We start from the raw sequence: 1,923 nt of genomic DNA, 5'->3' as shown, positions 1-1,923 counted from the left end.
AAGCTTGAACCAACATATCCAACAGTTGGCTGAGTTAACCTTCTCCGTCCCCACATCGCACTACACATCGGTACAGGAATATTGACCTGTTTCCCATCAACTACGCATCTCTGCCTCGCCTTAGGGGCCGACTCACTCTACGCCGATGAACGTTGCGTAGAAAACCTTGCGCTTACGGCGAGCGGGCTTTTCACCCGCTTTAACGCTACTCATGTCAGCATTCGCACTTCTGATACCTCCAGCAGGCTTTACAACCCACCTTCACAGGCTTACAGAACGCTCTCCTACCACTTGCAATAAATTGCAAATCCGCAGCTTCGGTAACTGGCTTAGCCCCGTTACATCTTCCGCGCAGGACGACTCGATCAGTGAGCTATTACGCTTTCTTTAAATGATGGCTGCTTCTAAGCCAACATCCTGACTGTTTTAGCCTTCCCACTTCGTTTCCCACTTAGCCAATTTTAGGGACCTTAGCTGGCGGTCTGGGTTGTTTCCCTCTTGAGTCCGGACGTTAGCACCCGGTGCTCTGTCTCCCAAGCTGTACTCGTCGGTATTCGGAGTTTGCATAGGTTTGGTAAGTCGCCATGACCCCCTAGCCTAAACAGTGCTCTACCCCCGACGGTAATACTTGAGGCACTACCTAAATAGTTTTCGGAGAGAACCAGCTATTTCCAAGTTTGTTTAGCCTTTCACCCCTATCCACAGCTCATCCGCTAGTTTTGCAACACTAGTCGGTTCGGACCTCCAGTACCTGTTACGGCACCTTCATCCTGGCCATGGATAGATCACTTGGTTTCGGGTCTACACCCAGCGACTGAACGCCCTATTCGGACTCGATTTCTCTACGGCTTCCCTATTCGGTTAACCTTGCCACTGAATGTAAGTCGCTGACCCATTATACAAAAGGTACGCAGTCACCCTTGCGGGCTCCTACTTTTTGTAAGCATGCGGTTTCAGGATCTATTTCACTCCCCTCCCGGGGTTCTTTTCGCCTTTCCCTCACGGTACTAGTTCACTATCGGTCGATGATGAGTATTTAGCCTTGGAGGATGGTCCCCCCATATTCAGACAGGATTTCTCGTGTCCCGCCCTACTTTTCGCTAGCTTAGTACCACTACGATCTTTTCACATACGGGACTATCACCCACTGTGGTCGACCTTTCCAAGTCGTTCTGTTAAGTTCATAGCTATCACTAGCAGGCTTCTCCGATTTCGCTCGCCACTACTTTCGGAATCTCGGTTGATGTCTTTTCCTCGAGCTACTGAGATGTTTCAGTTCACCCGGTTCGCCTCGCATGACTATGTATTCATCATGCGATACCTTTCGGTGGGTTTCCCCATTCGGATATCTCCGGATCAAAGCTAATTTGCCAGCTCCCCGAAGCTTTTCGCAGGCTATCACGTCCTTCGTCGCCTATCATCGCCAAGGCATCCACCACATGCTCTTAGTCACTTGACCCTATAACTTTGACGTCTCAGAAGTCTTTCAACTCCAAAACATCTCCATCTATTTCAAGGACTGATGTCAGGTCTTTCACCTGACGCGTTATGCCGTAATGTGAATACTCCTCGATCACAGTCATTGCTGACCACTTTCAAGAAGATTCGTCATTACTGAATTTCAACTCCACAGCTTTCGCTGCACCATTGAATATTCGTTTTGACGCAATCAAAAAATTGTCATCAGAGGCACGGTCTGCACTAAACCTTTACGAATGTGCAGTTTCCTCTGACAACTCTGATTCGACTCTATGAATTTTTAAAGAACAGCCGATTGATCAATCGATATTGATCAACAACAAAGTAGCCTCTTTCAAAGCCACTTTGGTGTTGAATACTTCAATCATTGGTGGAGGATGACGGGATCGAACCGACGACCCCCTGCTTGCAAAGCAGGTGCTCTCCCAGCTGAGCTAATCCCCC

Annotated in this window: 1 tRNA gene and 1 rRNA gene; both read right to left on the bottom strand. The window is 48.6% G+C overall.

From position 1 onward, the window contains the following. Nucleotides 1–1,459 (bottom strand): 23S ribosomal RNA (locus L880_RS36180); the annotation flags it as partial. A gap of 388 nt (nt 1,460–1,847) precedes the next feature. Further along, nucleotides 1,848–1,923: transfer RNA gene (locus L880_RS0125520), tRNA-Ala, on the bottom strand.

The organism is Curvibacter gracilis ATCC BAA-807 (assembly GCF_000518645.1).
Classification (GTDB): Bacteria; Pseudomonadota; Gammaproteobacteria; order Burkholderiales; family Burkholderiaceae_C; genus Curvibacter; species Curvibacter gracilis.
This window is presented reverse-complemented; position numbering and strand designations above follow the sequence as displayed.